This is a genomic window from Mesobacillus sp. AQ2 (assembly GCF_030122805.1).
In the GTDB taxonomy this organism is placed as follows: domain Bacteria; phylum Bacillota; class Bacilli; order Bacillales; family Cytobacillaceae; genus Mesobacillus; species Mesobacillus oceanisediminis_A.
This window is the reverse complement of the sequence record NZ_CP126080.1, coordinates 2136636-2154937: the sequence shown is the minus strand read 5'-3', so window position 1 is coordinate 2154937 and position 18302 is coordinate 2136636. Positions and strand designations below refer to the sequence as shown.

Here is an 18302-nt window from a genome sequence, read left to right as displayed (position 1 = left end):
GCAGAATTTAAGAACACCAGCAAACGTTTGGGTGTCGAATTAAAAGGATGCTAGTAAACCGGCATTTTTAAAAAAATAACAGTAATCAAAATCGCTTAACGCATCAGCTGTTAAGCGATTTTCACTTTGATTTAGCAGCATCCCTACCTATTAATCACCTAACGATTCCATATGCGATGTATCCCCTAGCATTACCTTCTTAAATTGTTTCCCGTCATAATTGACGATCGTTAAACTTGTACCTAGAATCATTGGCGGATCCCACATTTTCTCTGTCGGTATATCCCAAAACAAAGACATTATTGCTCTGATTACTACGCCATGGGTAACAATTAATATCCTGCCATTTTTATTTTCTTCTATTATTTGATTCATTGCTTGATCTACTCGTTGTTTAAATGTCTTTAAATCCTCGGCATTATGTCCAAGATGATTATATTGATGTGGCTTGTTCCAAAAGTTAGCATATTCGGCTTGGAAGTCTTCCTCAATTTCTTCTTGGGTTTTTCCTTCCCAGTCTCCAAAAGATATTTCGTTTAGGTCATCGACAATCTTAAGCTGAATTGCCTTGTCTGCTTTAATAAGACCTGCTGTCTCCAATGCTCTCTTGCTTGGACTAGAGTATATAACATTAAATTTGATATCTGATAACCGCTTACCTAAAAGAACAGCATTACAGATACCACTTTCTGTCAATTCTGAGTTCAGCGATCCTTGCAGACGATTTTCCATGTTCCATTCAGTTGCTCCGTGACGAGTAATATAAATTTCTAACATACACTCTCCTTAATATTTTACTTTTAGAAAATTATAACACGGGTCTGCACTTGTTTCATTCCTTCCATTCCAAGAATTGCTGGCATGATTCCCTCCTTCTATGCATTAAACACAAAAAAGGCCCTCCCTTTTAACAAGGAAGAACCTATAGCTTTATTTTACACCCTTCACCAGTTCCCTCATCACTTTAAGCTGTTCAGAAAGCTCCATGAACCATTCCTGGTCTCCGGTAGCTAATGCCAGATCGATGAGGTATTGAATCTGTTCTTTATTTTTCACCTGGGGTTCCGGCAGTTTTTTCACTCCGTTCGTTGGCATTGGTATGGTTTTGCCAACGAGTGCTTCATCATCACTGGAAGTGATTGTCGCATTGATCTTTTCATCCAAAACATCAAGTGATTCTACATATCCGATGATCAATTCTCCATCTCGGGATTTCCCTTTAATCCAATCCCCTACTTTTAAGAATGAGTTATTCATATATGTCACCTCATTTGTTCTGTAATATTTTTTATTACATTTCCCTTAAACGAATGGGAGTCAAACCTCCCTATTCACAGCATTCTTTCTCTTGCCTGATCAGATCGACCACTTCTTTTATGGAATAATGCTTCAGGAATTCCCCCAAGTGTTCCTCAGCCCCCAGAAAAATGGCAAAAAGGACCTTGTGCATATTTGCACCGACCATACATTTTTCATTGGAATCAGGGCATTTTGGCTGCAGTGCGCCCTCTGATGTAAGTTTATAGATATCCCAGAGATTGACTTCATTTAAATCATTGGCAAAAATAAAACCGCCGCCGGTACCTTCTTTTGATTTGATAAAGCCATGTTTTTTTAACATACCAAGTACTTTGCGAATTCGGACCGGATGTACTCCGGCACTTTCTGCGATTGCATCGCTCGTCGACATTCTGTCAGGCTGCAGTGCAAGCAATGTTAAACTGTGAATGGCAAGGGTAAAATCACTGTTCATAGCCTGCCTCCTATCAACAATCTGTAATACTATATATTACAGTTAAAATAGCCAAATGACAATTAATCAGCTTTTAATTAGCCATGTTTTCCATTTCGTAGCTGGTAAATGTGCGAAGTTTTCGCGGCAAGAAGCTGCGGATTTCTTCTTCATTGTAGCCAACCTGCAATCTTTTGTGGTCCAGGATAATCGGCCGGCGCAGCATTTGGGGATTTTTAATGATCAGGTCATATAGCTGATTCAGCGGAAGAGAATCAATATCCATGTCCAGCTTTTGATACGCTTTTGAGTTCTTAGAAAGAATATCTTCCGTTCCGTCTTCCGTCAATCGCAGAATCGATTTGATTTCATCCACAGTCAGCGGTTGGGAAACGATATTTCTTTCGATAAAATCGATTTGATGCTCCTGAAACCAGGCTTTTGCTTTACGGCACGAAGCACAGCTGGATGTTATATATAAAGTTACCATGAACGACAACTCCTTCTTTTTACTGTAAAAATAAAAATTACAGTTTAGCAAAAAAATACTTTGATTTAAAGGTATTTAATATACTGTAATATTAATCTTTACAGTTCAAAAAGTCAACACTATCTTGGTAAAAAAAATCATCTTAAACAGGCAGAGGTTTTGTCACTTCATTTGTAAATCGTTTTAAAAATAAGGTTGCTACCAAGCTCTGTAATCACTCCCCCAGAGCTTAGCAGATTTTTACTTGTTTCAAATAGGGCCTAACAATCATGATGTTTAGCACTTATTCTGTCGAACAGGTGAAAAAGCAGTTTCCAAACTCGTCACAACCAATATAGCAGCCGGCGAATGGTTGATCTTCTTCCCCTAAAGATACCAGTGTACAAATCCGCCCGATACATACTAAAAAGGAATCATCGGGTATCTGGCTTACCGGAATAATTTTCAGCTTTGATAGCGGGAAATTTCTATTACCAGGATTGCACAATGGATTATCCCCATTTTGCTTGTGATCGTTATTGTCGAACGACATATTCATCTCACCCCCTTCATAACAAAATATTCATTGAAGGAGGATTCTGTATGGATATGAATCCATAAACCATAATAAATTAAAGCTTACTGTGTCCATCATCATGACTATGACGGACAATAACAAGCCGAAGATGACAAAAGTGTCCGTCATTTGGGGTATGACGAACAAAAATGAGGCGATAGAAGACAAAAGTGTCCATCATCGGGTTTATCTCGGACAATAACGAGTGAAAGAAGTGAAATATGCCGAATGGCCATCCTCCAACTAGTTTTATATTTTTTTACCTATTTCACCCACAAACTTAAGTAGACATAATATTTTTATAAGGCACTACACCTATTTCACATGCCATTTTCTCCACCCAAATTTCAAAATGGGCTTTTCCCTTCGAAACTCGGCCAGAAACTTCACGTCAAACTATATGAGGTGAGGAAAATGAGGAAGATAAAGCGATTCATGCAGCTTGGGCTGAGTATTTTATTGATGGGGTCATTACTCTTTTTTGCCAATGGGTCAGGGTATGCTGACGATGCTTCTGTCACAGTAAAAAAAGGAGATACTTTGTACAGCATTTCAAAAAAATACAACCTGACTGTTAAGGAGTTAAAGGAGTTCAATGGACTTAAGAACAATACCATTTATATTGGTCAAAAATTGGTGCTGCCTGTTTTGAACGAACCAGAACCAATGTATTCGGTGATTGGAGGTTCTTTTACCAAGAAAGACAATGCAATAAAGCAAGTCGATAGACTGAAAAAAGAAGGAATCGATGCAACAGTCACCACGAAGGTCATAAATGATAAAACCTATTACCGCATCCAGGCTGGTGTTTTTACCAAAAAGGCAAATGCTGAAAAACAAAAAAAGATGGTGCAAAAAAACGGCTTCAAAGATGCCTACATTGCAGCGTACAAGAATCTCCAAATTAATGAAGTCCATCTGGGCTCCACTTACAGCAAGGTCCTCCTGCAATTTGGAAAGCCTATAAAAACCGAGGACCAGTTGAATGTCCGGTCCCTTTACTACCGTGGTGAAGGTGCAGGAGTAAGAGTGAACTTCAACATGAAAGATGGTTCAGTATTCGGCTTGCAAGCCTATCCAGAATATTTGGAGCTCAAAACCCTTCCAACTCAGAAAAAGCAAGTTATCAATGAGTATGGATATCCGAATAAAGTACAAAAAACCTCTTGCTACGAAAGTGCCACTTGCGGACAATATATTTACCAATTTAATAAAAATGAACTGATCATCCAGTTCGACCGGGATGGCAAGACCGTTCAATATTTTGACTTAAGGAAAATGCCTTAAAACCGCCATATGGCGGTTTTTTTGCCTATTATTCAAAATTGAATAAAAAAATACCAAATATAAATAATAAGCAGGATACTATCTACTCTAAAAGGAGCATGGACAATGAAAAAATTATTAGTTATTGGTTTAACATTATTCTTGTCACTGGAAATGGCGGTTGGAGTATCTCCTGCATTCGCAAAGCCTCAGCACGAATGTCTCAGCCAGTCAGAGGTCAAGTTTGAAAATCAATTCAGGAAACTGTGGGTTGACCATGTTTTGTGGACAAGCAATTACATAACAAGTGCCACAACTGCTGGTGCCGAGGATCAAAAAGAGGTGCTTGAGAGGCTCCTGAAAAACCAGGAGGATATCGGAAACGCGATTAAGCCTGTATATGGAGAGGAAGCCGGAAATAAACTTACAGATCTGCTTAAGGAGCATATTGTCATAGCCGGGGATATTGTTCAAGCTGCAAAAGACGGGAATAATGTAAAGCTCGATCAATTGAATAAAGCATGGTATAAGAATGCTGACGATATCGCTGCGTTCCTGAGCAAAGCCAATCCTAGTTTAAAAAATGATCAGTTAAAAGAATTGCTCTATAAGCATCTTGGGTTGGTGGCTGATGACCTGTCAGCAAGCTTGAAAAAAGACTGGGGAGCTAGAATTGTTTCGATTGATGATGGAATGTCTCATATCGTTATGATGGCAGATGCCATTTCATCAGCTGTTGTAAAACAGTTCCCTGAGAAGTTCAAGAAATAACAAAAAATCTTGGAGGCTGTTGTGGCTCCAAGATTTTTTTATCGATTTTTTTGCCAGAGATAAAAGGCAATTGAAAACGTCGTAGCAAATACAAGTAAGAAGTTGATTCCAATCATCATTGGAACATAGGTAAATGCATTGATTAAACTTTCTGAGGTTGACCACGATGACGCATTAGGCGGACGAGAAAAAGTCCCTGCCAGATCGGGCCCGTTTGCTCCGATGATTATAAACAAAACACCCAGGAAGAAAAACGTCACCGGTACTTTGAATACCTTGAATTCTTTTTCCACCATTCCCCCCCCTTTCTTCCCTGCTGCTAATCCAGATCTCCTGGTTATATTCATTCCTGGACAGGCATATTAATTACTGTACTTTGACCAAAAGGAGCTATTGAATTGATACGTATATTAGGGTTATCCTCTCTCATGCTATTTTGTATTTTTCTGGTTTATGCATATCCGCAAATTGCACAAAAAAATTCTGATGTTGAGACAAACGCTACTGTCCAGGAAGACCCGGAAACGAGTAATAACATACTAGAAACCATCATACCTGAGTTTGAATACCTGCACGAAGAAGCGCTAGACAAGGAAGTAGACGGATATATTGTTGAGACCTACAGAGAATATGAAATTCACCGTGACCAGGCTGGAAACATCATAAAACAAATCCCAACATCAAACTATGAGTATATAAGATATAGGAGCTACTAATTCTGGGCAAAGGCTCTTCTTTGCCTATTTTCATTGGAGAGAATAATTTACCGAGGAGTTACTCTCTCATTGAGCACCACCGCTGAGGATTCTTACTCCATTCGGATCCACTGCCTGTTTAACCGGGAAATTCTCCATAACAGCATCCCGGATGGTTACGGTATTGCCGATTATCGTATGTATATCCTTTACAGGGTTTCCCAACAAATTAAGAATATCGTCTTCCAATCCTTCTTTTTTTGTTTCCACTGTTAAGCCTTCAATTCTATCTTCCATTGAATCTATTAAATCATTGTGTGTCTGCAGCTCTATCCGAAACTCATATGGCGTGGATAAAAAGGTCCTTCGTTCGCCATGATCCACTTTCCAGTTCATTTTTTCTGCATTTTTGCAAATAGCCTCTTGTTCCTTTTCTGATACGAGAAAGCCAATATGGTCAAACATGGGCTTTTTTCCATACCCAAAAGTGATATTGATGCTGCCCTTCCTGGCTTCTATAATCCGGAACATCACTTTTTTTTCACGGAAATCTTCCCATTTTAGCGGTGGATTAAAGTTCTGAAATTCTCCCTGATATTTTCCGATTCGCTGAACGATACGGAAGCCGTGATCTTCATAAAATTTTTCTGTCTCTTCGACATTTGGAGTCCAAAAATGATAATGAAAAAGCAAAGTACCACCTCTTTTTATGGATTTTGTCACCAAGATTACCTAATGGGATTGAACAAATAGACCAATCAGCCAATAGATAACGGCTGCCCACAACAATAAAATCATTGCTCCTGCCAGCCAATTCTTCTTTTTCACCCTTCCGGTTGCTGCCACTTTCTCACGTGATTCCTGAATGACATGATCAGGTAGCAGTTTTAACAGAAGCGCAATTCCCAGCGGTACGAGGATGAGGTCATCCAGGTAACCGAGGATCGGTATAAAATCTGGAATTAAATCGATAGGGCTGAAAGCATAGGCAACTACAATCAATGCGAACAGCTTAATATAAAATGGTGTATCCGGGTGTTTGTAAGCTTCTGCAATAACAAAGATGTCTTCTTTGATTTTTTTCATCCGAACTTTGAATTGTTCCATAGCGTTACTCATTGATGTCCTCCCTTTTAACTTTCACATCCTTTTTCTAGCATAAATAGAGCCTGGCACAATGTCCAGGCTCTTCTATTTTAGGTTGCAGCCTTCGTATGGCAGTCATTAATAACACTTTGAAATGATTAATTCATTAAAACCTGACGGCATTTTTTTGATGCTGTTCAATATAAGCTTTCAGGCCAGTTTTGAACTGCTGGATTTCTTCCTTTGTATTATATGGAGCAAGCCCGATTCGAACCCAACCGCCTGATGGATAGACATCCAACACCTCAGCCATTGTGGAAGCATAGAAGTCTCCATCTGCAACACAAATATTGTAATTTTTGGCGAGCCATGCAGTGACTTCACGTGAATGATGTCCTTCTATGGTAAAAGCAAATGTCGGCGTTTTGCGGCCTGATGCTGCTCTATACAGAGTCACTTCTGGCAGGGTTCTCAGAAAGTTCTCCACTTCGGCAGCAAGCTCCTGCTCATATTCATCAATCGCATGCATACCAGACAGCAATCTTTCTCTTCTCGTCTCGCCATAGCCCAGTTCTTCAATGAATTGGATGGCACCCATCACCCCAGCAATGCCTTCATGATTTTGAGTTCCTGTCTCTAGTTTATAAGGAATCTCTGCAGGAGCAGGCTTCAGCTTATAAACCGGAAGTTTTTCAAAAAGACTCTCCCTGACAACAGCAATCCCAACATGCGGACCAAAAAACTTGTACGCCGAGCACAGAAGGATGTCACAGTCCAACTCCTGAACATTGATCGGTAAATGTGGCACACCATGGACTGCATCGACAACCGTCAGTGCCCCGACCTCCTTCGCCCGTTTTATTACGGGATTCAGATTAGTCACGGTCCCGGTAACATTCGATGACATTCCAACCGCGACCAGTTTTGTTTTTGGCGTAACAATCTGGTCTAACTCATCAAGCTTAAGACTGTACTTATCAGAGTCAAGCTTCAGGAACTTTATTTCTGCACCTTGGTCCCTTGCCAAGGTGATCCATGGATCTACATTTGCACGATGGTCTAGCTCAGTGACAACTATTTCGTCGCCTTCATTGATGAAACCAGCCAGACTACGTGCAATCGCAAAGGCATGAGTGGTCATGTTTGCGCCAAATGCCACTTCATTCGCCTTGCATCCAAGCAAATCCGCTACTGCTTCCCTGCCTTTTTCCAGCATCGCATCTGTGTCGGCACTGGTATTGAAGGTTCCGTGGAGATTCGCCATCCCATTCCTTATGTACCGATACATCGATTCGAGCGCAAAATCAACCATCTGCGTCCCGCCTGGCCCGTCAAAATAAATGACTTGCCGGCCATCATCTCTACGGCTTAAAGACGGAAACCGTTCCCTCACCTGCTCAATCGGAAACTTATCAGCCAACCTCATCACTCCCTCAGATAAAATATACATATATTATGTCATAATATTCTAACAATAACACCTTAAACCCTTCGACAATCGAAGGGTTTAAATGATTAATTATTTTTATACATCAGTTGTCAGTCAGAAGATAGGCAGAAAAAGTTCCCCACTCTTCCTTAACAGCCTTCTTATCAAATGAAAGCATAATTTCTGCATCCCTTTTGGTATTTGCATATTCAACTGTTATTTTACTGATTTCAGGGTTCAGGACCCACCCCAAGAACAAGGTTAGCTGAATCACTTATTCGTCTTCTGGTACGATTGGGCAGACTATATAGCAATACCCGCTCTCCGTACAAACAATCTCGCAGTCTTCAAACGGATCTTCGCCTGTTCCGTAGCAGGCTAAATAACAAATAGGTCCCATACATACCAAAACACAATCGTCAGGTACTTCTCTCACTGGAATGATTTCTAATCTAGGAAAAGGTACCCTGCTCACATTGCGATCACAAAACAAATCAGAAATATCCCCTAAATGATTTTTCCTCCTCATCTTCTCACCTCCATGTTACCATGTTATTCATTGGAGAAGACAAGGGTATGGATGTTCGTCAGGATTGAACCTAAGACATCATAGAGAAAATTGGATTATGACACCAGATAAGAAATGACATCTGAAATTCGCTGTTTAAAAGCTGTGTAATGATGCTCGGCCCCTTCAATCACTTTCAATTCTGCCTGTACTTCTTTCTGTTCAATTATTGAAAAAACCGATTTGTTTGTATCAAGAAACGGTGCTGCGAGTTTTTTGCCGCCTTCATTGGTACCGCAATCTAAATATATTTTTTCAAGTGAAGTTAAATCTGTATCCTTAAGCAGCTGCTCGATTTCTTCCTGATTCCGATAAAAGCCGGAAGAAAGTCCAGCAACTCTCTTAAAAATATGAGGATATGTGCATGCAGCGTAGACTGAAATCAAACTCCCCAATGAAATGCCTGCCATATAGGTTTGATTTGGGCTGGCAGGATACTCAGAATCAATTAAAGGCTTTAATTCATTTACAATAAACTCCATATACTCCTTCCCTTTCCCGCCTTGGGTACTCGGTTTGCCAAGCAGCTTTGTTGTATACTCACCATTTTTCCAGGGACAATACTCATTGACCCGATCTGCAGAATTCTGGTCAATTGCCACCACCATCAGGTCAATCTTATTCTTTTCCAGGAACTTATCCAGCTCAAGACCAACACCGCCAATTGACTCTTCATTGCCAAATACATTCTGGCCATCATGCATATACACCACTGGATACCGTTTACCCGCGTCTCCAGAGGGGACATATATCCGGATTCTTCTTTCCTTGCCAAACAATGAAACTTCAAAACTTTCTATCATAAACAGTACACTCATTTCATTTTTTGCAGAAAATTTTACCATAAAATAATCCATAATTATTATTTATTTTTAAAAAAGGGCTTCTCCTAACTATGCAAACTTCCTCTTAACCACGGTTTCGGGCGATATGAACCGATTGGAATCTGGATCAGGCTCGTTTGTTCACTCATTTTGTAAAGCTCATCCGCCATGCTTGCATTGAAACCAAGCAGTGGATGCCCTCCCAGTCCAAGGGCGGAGGATGTTAAAAGCAATCTTTGCACGAGCATGCCTGCTTCCATTTGTAAAATTCGGTAGCCTCTGTATCCTAGATCTTCCTGGTAAAAATCCCTATTGCATGCAACATGCAGACAAAGAGGCACCTGCTGCAGATTGACGTTATCAAAGGACAAACCTGACTGCAAGAGCATACGATGGTCTCCTTGTTGGATTTCAAGTAATCTATGTTCCATACTGTCATAATAATAGGCACCATTCGTAATACCTTCAACATTATAAAGAGAACTATAGATCGAAACCCTGGGTTCCTGTCCGGAAAAAATATCGTCCAAATCATTGCGATAACGGAACGAAGTCACCGATTCCTTAAGCAGGACCGCCAACTGCTGGTGACTGATCCGCGTTAAAACAAAATCCATTTCAGGCGAAAAGCGTTTTTTGCTTACTTCTGCCAGATCATATGCTAGTGATTCTGTCTGTGGAAGATTAACCACCTGGTTACTGCGAGCATCATAAGAGCGATTCTGAAGCCGCGTGAATGAGTCGGTTGATTCGAATTTTGCGGCTTCATTCATGGTTATTAATATAGGAAATTCGAGAACGTTTTTCGACCTTTCTACCCGCTCAAAAACAATTGGCCTTAATTCTCTTTTTAACCTATCCGCTGTTTGAAAATTAAACGTTCCGTTGCCGTTACCAGTCCAGTTTGTCGGTTCCACCGACAGCGGGATCACCGAATAGATGCTCTCCTCGTTTTCTGATAAACCAAGAAAGTGATTGATTGCTGAATCCAGATATTGATAGTAAACCCCGGCAGCAAAACCAAAACGTTTTGCACTCTCCAACAGCTGCCCCATCAGCACGCCGGCATCCAGGCCTTGCAGCCGATAGGAGAAATTATTGTACTTAAAGAAGTTTTTCCAGAACATAGTGGAGACGAATACTGTGCCGAAGCAGGACGAAAGCTCACAACGTTCTCCTAAGGCAGCGGAAATGTAGGAATCAAAATTTCCAGCCCGCAACAGGACAAGTCGGTGGTGCGACGGGTCATAATGGTAGACTCCATCAGGAAGCCCTTTTATCTTCAAATATATATACAGTTCATTTGGATAGAGCGCTCCGCCAGAGGGAGCAAACCTTCTATAGGAATGGATCGGGTTTGCTTCCTCAGGAAAAACGGACTCGCTCACTTGAGAGATTCCATAAGCATACCAGAGAAAATGGCCGATTCCTTCTATATCTGGACTGGCTGGCATTCTGTATTCCGTGAGTGACAACGGAACCTCCGCAGAAAGAGGCACCACCGGGAGCCCTTTGTACAGCTTATAGGCTAAAGGCGAATCCTCCCAATTGGGTTCCCAGTTATCCTGGTTGGCACGATCGATATTAAATTGTAAATCCTTCAGAAATTCATCAATTGTCATTTTCGCACCTCCTATGGGAACGGATGCGGCAAGTGGTTTAGTTCTTCATATGTCAATGGTTCTTTCTTAAAACCAAGCTGCATAGGGACATAGAGCACCCGATCAAGCCCTTTGAGTCGGGTCAGATGGTGCCCGAAAGTCATTGGCAACATTCCAGGTATCATCACTTTCACACAATAAAGCCCATTTTTCCTAAGTTCTGGCGGAGTCTGGTCGACAACGATGACTTTGAGTCCTATTTGACGAAATTTCCCGAGAACATCCTTTAAATCTTCGGTCAGGTCATCTGAACGGGATTCCCAGGTAAATGCATCACGAAAACTTTCCATCGAATAGTTGTCATCAAGCAGGAAGGCCAAACGCTCTTCGGACTGTGGCAGTCCGTATAGCATTCCATGGTCATCCATTTGCCGCACAAGATAATCATCCTCAAGCATTTGTAAATACTTTTCCTTGTTCTCTTCGAGTTTCCCATCAAGATTGAGCATCATCCCCGCAAGCTCCTGGATCGCACTTTTGGCAGCCTTCACTGGATCAAGATGGGCCCCTGCAGCACAGATGATGTTCAATCCCTTCCCCTTCAGGTTCTTCGCCATTGCCCAGACGCTTGGTATGCCATGCTCCATCGTAGCGTTATACAAAAGCAAATCATAACCAGCTACCGCACGCATTCGCTCTGCCATTAATTGCAATTCTTCGTCTTCTGCTGAAAAAGGATCAAGGCGGGACAAGTTCAGCTTTGCATACCAGGATAGAAGGAAGGAATCTCGCTCAACAACCTCCATGATGCCAAAAAAAATTGCCTCTTCCATGCTCCCTCCAAGGGCACAGCCATTGGAAGTTTCATAGACAAATCCCGCTGACCCGCATCCCAGGCTATAATAGGAGAGCAGTTCAGGCACAAGGATTGGCCGCTCTTCTGTCAAAGAATAACCCCAAACCCAATCCATCGGCCGATCAGGATCAAACTTCTGAAATGGAAACCCGGGCTTTTCATATTGCTCATCCGCGTGGACGCCAACTTCTAAAGGGTTCAATGCCTGTGCCTCTAAGTTTCGGTAACTGTCATGAATAACTGGGCGTTTCCCACGAGGTTCAAGTCCGCAATGGCGTTCAAGGCCCTCCAATATCGCAGTCAGTTCACTATCTGCATAGCATTGTGTCCTTCCAGCTGTGCCTTCGTTGCCCCCTGAGATCATCGGCAGATTGACACTCGAATCAGCGAATGGAGTAACAAGATCGTACATTTTGCTGTTTAACAGTCCTGTCCGGTTGTCAAAGTAGTCCGCATAGAGAACTTCCTTTAATTCATCCAGCGGAGTAGTGCGGTAGCTGCCGGGGCTGATTTTTGGACTTGCTTTTAACGAAATTTTTGCGAGTTCAGCCGAATCCTCAGGAATTGGGCTGCATACCGGGCACAGAGAATCAGCAAGGAAAGAATGCCACGATCCATTTAATGTCTTTAGGTCGGTAAAATACATCCTTCCCTCGAGCTTAGACTTTTTCCCTGCAAGGATCTTATCTGTCTCCTGCACGATTACATGCGCGAGCTGTAAGACTCCGTTTTGTGAGGCCCATGGATCCCTTGTCATCCCTTCTTCAGCAGCCAGCTTTTCCTTCACTGCCTGCATTTCACTTCGTTCCTGGCCCCCAAGCAGCCTTCTCAGATCGGCACATTGTGAACATCCTGGAGTATCTGGGCGAACGAGAGGGCCTGCAATTCCTTCTCCAAATGAAACAAAACCCCGGAGCCATGCGCTCCCTGTCATTTTCATTGTTTCTTCAGCCTCTTGATGGGCAGTGGGATTCCATGCATCGTGCAATACAAGGATCAACTCCGAATTTGCGGGAAGGCTATTTTCAAAATCAGTCCGTCTAAATACCTGGTAACGGGTTGATAATTCTTCCCCCACACGTTCAGCAAGCCTGCCTTCTCCAATTATTACTACGAAGGAACTCAATTCACTCCCTCCTCTCGCAGCAATACACCAACCAGCCCATTGAGTTGCTGATTAAATATCGGGTCAATCCGCAAGTCAAAGACTGACAGCCCCGTTCCGTTCTCTTTCAGGACATCCAAAGCTGCATACATGGTCTCCGTCTGGATTCTTTCTGGACAATCATGAATCGTGATGGTTTGTTTTTGCCACTCTTCAAGCTGCACTTCAGAATCTTGAAGGCAATCACCGTTAACATCGTTTTGAAAATCGTATAATGCATTCTGCAAAGCGTTTCTAAATGCCATTGTTCCATTCAAATCAATATTGCCATACCAGCCTTTGCTCGTTCCAACCCAGAAAACAGGAAAACCGTTAATGTCCTTTCCTATTCCTACTCTCGGTGCACCCTGCATTGTCGAAAGAGCAGTAATATAGAAACGACAACGATTATCTTCAAGTTGCTCAACGTCCACAAGACTTATCAATTCTTTTTGGCCATCTCTTCGATTATTCAACTTCTCGGACAGACATTTTTGCAAACCGCGGCCAACTGCTTCCGCAAAGGTTTCTCCTGCGCCGACACCCATAAACTCCTCATTATGAAGCAAACCCGCCATTCTTGCTGCATAATCTTCAATTCCCGATAAAGCCGCTTCTATTCGTGCCTCTTCATGGGTAAAACCACTGCATACTCGCGATTCCAACAATTCGGCCGGACCTTCAGACAGCGGATTGGCTGCTTGAACACGACATTGTGCCAGTGGAAGTTGCTTCAGGTCCGCTTCCTCCCAGACATGCAAGATCCCGGTCCCCTTGGAAGTCAATAAGCTAAAGTATTGGAAAAGCCTTTCCGTTTCTGCAGTACTTTGGTTCTCTCCTAGCCGGAACTCCAGGGTTTCTATCTTTTCCAGGGTGGAGACTCTCGTTTCCAATGGATGAGGAAAAAATGAATGCCAGCTTCCTTCAAGTGTCTCTAAATCCAGCAGAAAAATCCGGTTTTTTTGTTCAGCCTTTGTGACGCCAGCAAGATCTTTAAATAATTCAAAAGTGACCACGTTCGCCAGCAATGCTCCTGTTGTCAATGAAGCTGAAGGGACTCCCTGTTCTTGTTCAAAAACAGCGGAATGTAACCGTCTCCAGGCTGACTCCCAGCATACCTCTGAACCTGGATTAAATATTGGGCCAGCCAAGCCTTTATTTTTAAGAATTATAGCTGGAAGGAATGTTTTTTTCTCATCCCTGCAAATGTTTTGCCACATCTTTAATTCTTCCTGATTGCCTCCTTGTGATACATAAAGGATATGGTCAAACGAACTCCGCAGCTCACGCCAGTTCTCTTCTTTTACCTGCAGTTCCTGGTACGCCACCTCGGAATCTGTTTTATGGGCATGTGCCACCAGCTCCGCAAGTCTTTTTCTGTTTGTATGAACTTCACTTGTAATCATGACATTCAGTTCTTTCAGGCCAGATTCCAGTAAAGAAGATACCAGCGAATTTAACATCGGCCCTGAGCCAACCGCAAGGACATTTGAATCGCGGAATTTCTGGAACCTTGCAGCCCCGGAGCCGGCCAAATTGTCAACAAACTCGATTTGCGAGGCGAATTTTTTGATAACTTCCTCAGATAGCGTATGGGAATCATCCTTTGCAGCATCCCGTACAAAGCCATTCTCTAAAAGAACCTCCGCAATTTGAAAGACACGCTCCCTATAAGGCCCGGGCAGCCCGTCAGTCAATTTTTCAAGTGAATACTTCCCATTAAACATCGGCAAAAGCTTCTCAACCCACTGTTCAATCCCGATTCCCTCAAGACGGAAGGAACAAGAGTTATTACGTAAATACACTCCCCTGTTAGGTTCAGAGAGATAAAACGTATCCCTCTTCACCTTCAAACGCATGCAAGGATCCAATTTTTCCATTTCACTCCTCCTTAGGCTTTTCCAGCCCCCGCTCTGCCTAATTACCTCGCATTATCATCGTATGTATCTCAATTTGTCCCTTATGTCTCATCTGGGAATAACAAAAGCTCCTGCAATTCATTTTGCAGGAGCTTTTTTTACCAGCTATATTATTTTAACCCCGATGGCACCGGCCACAACCGCCGCATCGACCGCAGCCTCCGCAACGGAAGCAACCGCCACATCCGCCACAGCGGAAACAGCCGCCACAACGGAAACCTCCGCAGCCAAAGCAGCTGAAGAAGCAAGAGAAACCGAAACATCCGCCAAAGCCGCCTAAGCCCAAACCTAGAAAACGCTCATCCCCTGCATGATACATGTTCTGATCCCAGCTGACAGGTTGAGTTGCCTGGAAATCACCAACATTCAACATTTGCAGCTCATTATGAAAATCATTCATCATTTTTCTTTACCTCCTCGAAATAATAAAGGGCCGTTCTACACAACAAAAAACAAAAAGCATAACAAGAAATATTCCTGTAGATAAGATGCAAACAATAATTAATACTCTTCAACAATTTATGTAGACAAAAGGGCCTTTGTCACATATACAAAAGCCTATTTTGTGTGGTGAAGGGAAAAAGAGGAAGTTGTGGGCAATAAGTTAGGTACGCAAAACCAAAGCAAACACCTGTAGTAGTTGAGTTTTTCACTACAAAATATTCTGCAAACGACGTAGCAAAGATGTACAATAGAGCTATAAAATTTATTCATTTTGGAGGTAAACAAATGAGGGATCATGAAATTGATTACAAAATTTACGGGGACGACATGCAGTTTGTTGAGGTTGAGCTAGATCCGAGTGAAACGGTTGTCGCCGAAGCTGGAAGTCTGATGATGATGGATCAGCAAATTGAAATGGAAACGATTTTTGGGGATGGCTCCGGAAATGGCGGCGGTCTAGTTGGCAAGCTGTTCGGCGCCGGTAAACGCCTGCTGACTGGCGAGAGCCTTTTTATGACAACCTTCACCAATACTGGACACGACAAAAAGCATGTTTCCTTTGCTTCTCCTTACCCAGGAAAAATCATTCCGATGGATTTGAGCGAGCTAGGCGGAAAAATCATTTGCCAAAAAGACGCTTTCCTGGCTGCTGCAAAAGGAGTATCTGTCGGAGTTGAGTTCCAGAGGAAGCTTGGAGCCGGTTTCTTCGGCGGGGAAGGTTTCATCATGCAAAAGCTTGAAGGAGACGGAATGGCATTTGTCCATGCTGGCGGAACAATACATAAGAAAGAACTCCAGGCAGGAGATGTCATCCGCGTCGACACCGGCTGTCTGGTAGCGATGACAAGTAATGTGGATTATAACATCGAAATGGTAAAAGGAGTCAAAACGGCCCTATTTGGCGGAGAAGGGTTATTCTTCGCTACACTGAGAGGACCAGGCACTGTATGGATCCAATCCCTTCCCTTCAGCCGACTTGCAAGCAGAGTCTTTGCCGCAGCACCTCAAGGCGGAGGGCAAAACAAAGGTGAAGGCAGTGTACTCGGCGGAGTCTTCCGTATGCTGGATGGCGATTGATTAATAAAGCACGGAAAGTTTTTATAGTTCGGACAAAATCCCTGTTGGCGAGCATGGGTTTTGTCCGAAACCACATTCTAATAGATTATTCATTAAAATAGATTTAGAATAATTTAAATTATCAGTTTACAAACAGAACAACTGTTCCATACAATAGTAATAGATTCACTATAATCAAAAGATCAGGGGTGGTAATAAATGAGTAAAATCGCTGAATCACAAAGATCTTTTATTTACCTGGAACTGGACGAGCTTTATTTTAATTCGAACCTCTTAGAACCTCAAAAACAGTCAATCTACCAGGAGTTCAAGCTTTTCCTGGAAGGTGTGAATGACACTTCTCTTCTAACTGAAATCACTGATTCTATATTCGAACTTGGGGTTTCCGAGGAAGACCCATTCCCAAATCTATTAACCTTGAAAAACCAGCTATCAGACAAGCAACTGATGCTCAAATTATGATACGATAGAATGGTAAAAAGCTCAGAGATTTTTGTCCCTGAGCTTATTCTTTTCATATAGCACCTTCCATTATTCCCTCTTAAAGTTATAGACGATGCTATTCAGTAAGCGTTTTTGAGTAATTATTATAAACATTAAAGGTGTTGCTGTATTCGTATCAAGCACGTGACCTAACAAATCTATCCCATTTAGTGTCCAATATAACGAAGATCTTCTATCGGACGCTTTCTCTCGCTTTTCCCTTTTGTTTGTCCGATAGCCTCTTCTCTTCACCGGCTCCCTTCCTAAACGATGGAACAATAGGAGGATAAATCCCCCCATTTTAAAAAAGCACTTGATTACTCAAGTGCTTCGCCTCTATACAATGCTTTTACCGCTTTTACCTAGAGCGTAATAGATTCCGTGCTGAAGGGTCTGGAGGCATTCATATTTTTTCAGTCTGGTCATTGTTTCGGTGATCACCATTGCCAGTTCGGCGGAAATCCCTACAAGAATGACTTCCACACCTAACAATCTGGCAGCTGAACCAAGCTTATCTATCAACTCTGCAGTGTATGGGGATATGTCCTTGTTCAAACCTGTGAGATCAAGTAAAACGTATCTTGTATGATACTTTGGCAGATTATTCAATGTGTTGTTAATCAAATCCTCTGCACGGTTCTCATCATATCTGCCAATCAATGGAACGACGACTATACCCTCAAGCACTGGAATCATCGGAGAGGATAACTCCTTTACCAGATCCTGGAGCATATTCGTTTTTTCGGCTACCAGGCTCTCTAATTCCTGGATATGTTTATCTTCTTGTCTACTTGCCAACCTACGTATGTTTTGTTGAATACTCATGACAGATGGGAAGTATTCCACAACTGTATATGGATTGGATTCATTTTGGTATTTAATGATCTTATACCAGAAGTTACTTCCGAATAATCCTGTAAAAACCCCAGCATAATGCGCAGGAACGAAAATACCCTGCTTTTCCTCGGAACCCAATTTGTTCATTTTGTATTCCCAGTCATCTTGAATATATAAGGTGAAGTTTTTTGTATTTACATTCATTTCCTCAACACTTACGTATCCCCATCCTGCTGGTACATATGTATTTGACAGCCATTCCACAACATTGGATGTATTGATTTCCTTCATTTCCTTGAATCCTTCACCAACGATGATGCCCTGTCGGAAACCAGTGGCCTCTAGTACAAGGTTTGTTGCTTCTTCACCTGTAATTTCATTGATTGTGTCAAAGAACGTTTTCATTGCAGACACCCAGAAAAAAACAACGTCCCCACCCTCGAACAATACTTGACCTGAGTTTAAGTCCCATTTAAGTTCTACGCCGCCGACAATAAGATCCTTTTGCATCTCCATTTAAATCC

Annotated in this window: 21 protein-coding genes; 5 read left to right on the top strand and 16 right to left on the bottom strand. The window is 42.2% G+C overall.

The features are described 5' to 3' along the window. Positions 1-150: 150 nt before the first annotated feature. The 5 genes from QNH36_RS10775 to QNH36_RS10755 form a co-directional block, all read right to left on the bottom strand. Positions 151-777, bottom strand: coding sequence for a histidine phosphatase family protein (locus QNH36_RS10775; RefSeq protein WP_144475840.1), 627 nt, complete (start codon positions 775-777; stop codon positions 151-153). A 153-nt stretch (positions 778-930) separates the two neighbouring features. Beyond that, positions 931-1257 (bottom strand): IDEAL domain-containing protein, encoded by a 327-nt coding sequence (locus QNH36_RS10770; RefSeq protein ID WP_349654846.1) that lies wholly within the window; start codon positions 1255-1257, stop codon positions 931-933. 70 nt (positions 1258-1327) lie between these two features. Beyond that, positions 1328-1753 carry an RrF2 family transcriptional regulator gene (locus QNH36_RS10765; RefSeq protein WP_144475842.1) on the bottom strand — a complete coding sequence of 142 codons (426 nt, stop codon included), beginning with the start codon at positions 1751-1753 and terminating at the stop codon, positions 1328-1330. Between the two features lie 73 nt (positions 1754-1826). Then, positions 1827-2222 carry a transcriptional regulator SpxA gene (spxA, locus tag QNH36_RS10760; RefSeq protein WP_144475843.1) on the bottom strand — a complete coding sequence of 132 codons (396 nt, stop codon included), beginning with the start codon at positions 2220-2222 and terminating at the stop codon, positions 1827-1829. A 283-nt stretch (positions 2223-2505) separates the two neighbouring features. Further along, positions 2506-2754: a hypothetical protein gene (locus QNH36_RS10755; RefSeq protein WP_144475844.1), complete on the bottom strand. Its 249-nt coding sequence runs from the start codon at positions 2752-2754 to the stop codon at positions 2506-2508. 438 nt (positions 2755-3192) lie between these two features. Between QNH36_RS10755 and QNH36_RS10750 the strand changes: the two genes are divergently transcribed. Both QNH36_RS10750 and QNH36_RS10745 read left to right on the top strand, forming a co-directional pair. After that, entirely contained in the window at positions 3193-4065 is an 873-nt protein-coding gene (locus tag QNH36_RS10750) for a LysM peptidoglycan-binding domain-containing protein (protein WP_283905180.1), read from the top strand. Between the two features lie 105 nt (positions 4066-4170). Then, positions 4171-4815, top strand: coding sequence for a glycosyltransferase (locus tag QNH36_RS10745; RefSeq protein ID WP_144475846.1), 645 nt, complete (start codon positions 4171-4173; stop codon positions 4813-4815). A 38-nt stretch (positions 4816-4853) separates the two neighbouring features. Here the strand turns inward: QNH36_RS10745 and QNH36_RS10740 are convergent, their stop codons facing one another. After that, entirely contained in the window at positions 4854-5111 is a 258-nt protein-coding gene (locus QNH36_RS10740) for a hypothetical protein (RefSeq protein WP_251541597.1), read from the bottom strand. 102 nt (positions 5112-5213) lie between these two features. Between QNH36_RS10740 and QNH36_RS10735 the strand changes: the two genes are divergently transcribed. Beyond that, positions 5214-5531 carry a hypothetical protein gene (locus QNH36_RS10735; RefSeq protein ID WP_283905179.1) on the top strand — a complete coding sequence of 106 codons (318 nt, stop codon included), beginning with the start codon at positions 5214-5216 and terminating at the stop codon, positions 5529-5531. A 66-nt stretch (positions 5532-5597) separates the two neighbouring features. Here QNH36_RS10735 and QNH36_RS10730 read toward each other — a convergent pair whose 3' ends face one another. The 9 genes from QNH36_RS10730 to QNH36_RS10690 all read right to left on the bottom strand — a co-directional run bounded on the left by QNH36_RS10730 (position 5598) and on the right by QNH36_RS10690 (position 15310). Next, positions 5598-6203 carry a VOC family protein gene (locus QNH36_RS10730; RefSeq protein WP_251541599.1) on the bottom strand — a complete coding sequence of 202 codons (606 nt, stop codon included), beginning with the start codon at positions 6201-6203 and terminating at the stop codon, positions 5598-5600. Between the two features lie 39 nt (positions 6204-6242). Further along, a complete protein-coding gene (locus QNH36_RS10725) occupies positions 6243-6629 on the bottom strand; it encodes a YkvA family protein (RefSeq protein WP_251541600.1) in 387 nt (128 codons plus the stop codon). A gap of 133 nt (positions 6630-6762) precedes the next feature. Continuing rightward, positions 6763-8022, bottom strand: a complete 1260-nt coding sequence (locus tag QNH36_RS10720) for a cysteine desulfurase-like protein (RefSeq protein ID WP_283905178.1) — start codon at positions 8020-8022, stop codon at positions 6763-6765. Between the two features lie 106 nt (positions 8023-8128). Continuing rightward, on the bottom strand, positions 8129-8299 hold the full coding sequence (locus tag QNH36_RS10715) for a hypothetical protein (protein ID WP_186326722.1): 171 nt from the start codon (positions 8297-8299) through the stop codon (positions 8129-8131). 350 nt (positions 8300-8649) lie between these two features. Continuing rightward, positions 8650-9396, bottom strand: a complete 747-nt coding sequence (locus QNH36_RS10710; RefSeq protein WP_144475852.1) for an alpha/beta hydrolase — start codon at positions 9394-9396, stop codon at positions 8650-8652. Between the two features lie 86 nt (positions 9397-9482). Then, the gene (locus QNH36_RS10705) at positions 9483-11039 is read right to left on the bottom strand and encodes a SagB family peptide dehydrogenase (protein WP_283905177.1); all 1557 of its coding nucleotides are present in this window, start codon (positions 11037-11039) and stop codon (positions 9483-9485) included. 11 nt (positions 11040-11050) lie between these two features. Beyond that, positions 11051-13000 (bottom strand): TOMM precursor leader peptide-binding protein, encoded by a 1950-nt coding sequence (locus QNH36_RS10700; RefSeq protein ID WP_283905176.1) that lies wholly within the window; start codon positions 12998-13000, stop codon positions 11051-11053. Continuing rightward, on the bottom strand, positions 12997-14898 hold the full coding sequence (locus QNH36_RS10695) for a putative thiazole-containing bacteriocin maturation protein (protein ID WP_283905175.1): 1902 nt from the start codon (positions 14896-14898) through the stop codon (positions 12997-12999). Before QNH36_RS10695 ends, QNH36_RS10700 begins: the two co-directional genes overlap by 4 nt. 154 nt (positions 14899-15052) lie before the next feature. Further along, a complete protein-coding gene (locus QNH36_RS10690; protein WP_481825323.1) occupies positions 15053-15310 on the bottom strand; it encodes a heterocycloanthracin/sonorensin family bacteriocin in 258 nt (85 codons plus the stop codon). Positions 15311-15666: 356 nt separating this feature from the next. On the opposite strand from QNH36_RS10690, the gene QNH36_RS10685 reads away from it, so the two are divergent. Both QNH36_RS10685 and QNH36_RS10680 read left to right on the top strand, forming a co-directional pair. Then, positions 15667-16458 (top strand): TIGR00266 family protein, encoded by a 792-nt coding sequence (locus QNH36_RS10685; RefSeq protein ID WP_144475856.1) that lies wholly within the window; start codon positions 15667-15669, stop codon positions 16456-16458. A 198-nt stretch (positions 16459-16656) separates the two neighbouring features. Next, the gene (locus QNH36_RS10680; RefSeq protein ID WP_283905174.1) at positions 16657-16920 is read left to right on the top strand and encodes a hypothetical protein; all 264 of its coding nucleotides are present in this window, start codon (positions 16657-16659) and stop codon (positions 16918-16920) included. Between the two features lie 357 nt (positions 16921-17277). On the opposite strand, the gene QNH36_RS10675 is transcribed toward QNH36_RS10680, so the two are convergent. Further along, on the bottom strand, positions 17278-18294 hold the full coding sequence (locus QNH36_RS10675) for an STAS domain-containing protein (protein ID WP_283905173.1): 1017 nt from the start codon (positions 18292-18294) through the stop codon (positions 17278-17280). Positions 18295-18302 lie beyond the last annotated feature (8 nt).